Source organism: Pseudomonas sp. LJDD11, from assembly GCF_024584215.1.
In the GTDB taxonomy this organism is placed as follows: domain Bacteria; phylum Pseudomonadota; class Gammaproteobacteria; order Pseudomonadales; family Pseudomonadaceae; genus Aquipseudomonas.
Genome location: NZ_JANJFL010000068.1, coordinates 1 through 984, shown reverse-complemented (window position 1 = coordinate 984; position 984 = coordinate 1). Strand labels below are relative to the sequence as shown.

1 protein-coding gene is annotated in these 984 nt (G+C 62.9%); it reads right to left on the bottom strand.

Annotated elements, in window-relative coordinates:
• Nucleotides 1-877 (bottom strand): glycine betaine/L-proline ABC transporter permease ProW (proW, locus tag NRB16_RS28745; protein ID WP_257107545.1); only part of this gene is annotated, 877 nt, incomplete at its 3' end.
• Between the last annotated feature and the right edge of the window lie 107 nt (nucleotides 878-984).

Below are 984 nucleotides of genomic sequence, written 5' to 3'. Positions count from 1 at the left end.
ACCAGCGCCGGCCAGGCTCGGCGGCGGTTCTTTCACCCATCGCCTGGGTCAGGCGGTCGAGGAAGATCGCCAGCAGTACCAGGCCGACCCCGCCGACGGTGGCCAGGCCCATGTCCAGCCGGCCGATGCCGCGCAGGACCATCTGGCCCAGGCCGCCGACGGAAATCATCGAGGCGATGACCACCATCGACAGCGACAGCATCAGGGTCTGGTTCATGCCGGCCATGATCGTCGAGGTCGCCAGCGGCAACTGGACGCGGGTCAGCATCTGCCGTGGCGTGCAGCCAAAGGCGCGGGCGGCTTCGATCTTGTCTTCCGGCACCTGGCGAATACCCAGGTTGGTCAGCCGCACCAGCGGCGGCAGGGCAAACACAATGGTGACCAGCACGCCAGGCACGTTACCGATGCCGAACAGCATCACCACCGGCACCAGGTACACAAAGGCTGGCAGGGTCTGCATGGCATCGAGTGCCGGACGAATGATCTTTTCCAGCCGGTCACTGCGGGCGCAGAGGATGCCCAGCGGAATACCGATCACCGCACAGAAAAACACCGCCGTCAGCACCAGCGCCAGGGTGGTCATCGATTCTGACCACACGCCGATCAAGCCCAGCAGGGTCAGGGTGACAAAGCACAACAGGGCCATGCGCTTGCCCGCCAGTTGCCAGCCGAGCAATGACGACAACAGGATGCCGATGCTCGGCGGGATGCTTTGCAGGATGTATTCGGTGCCGTTGAGCACCTGATCGATGGGCCAGCGGATGGCGCGGAACACTTCGCGGAAGTTTTGTACCAGGTAATTGAGGGCGGCTTCTACCCAGTCACCCAAGGGAATGGTGATCGACTGGAATGGATCGAGAAGGCTGAATTCGGACATGGGGGCTACCTCTTTTTGGCGTGGGCGCTTAGTCGCGGCTCAGGGTCTGGAGCAACAGGGTCTTGGAAATCGTGCCCTTGAACGCACCGCCACGGTCCAGTACCGGA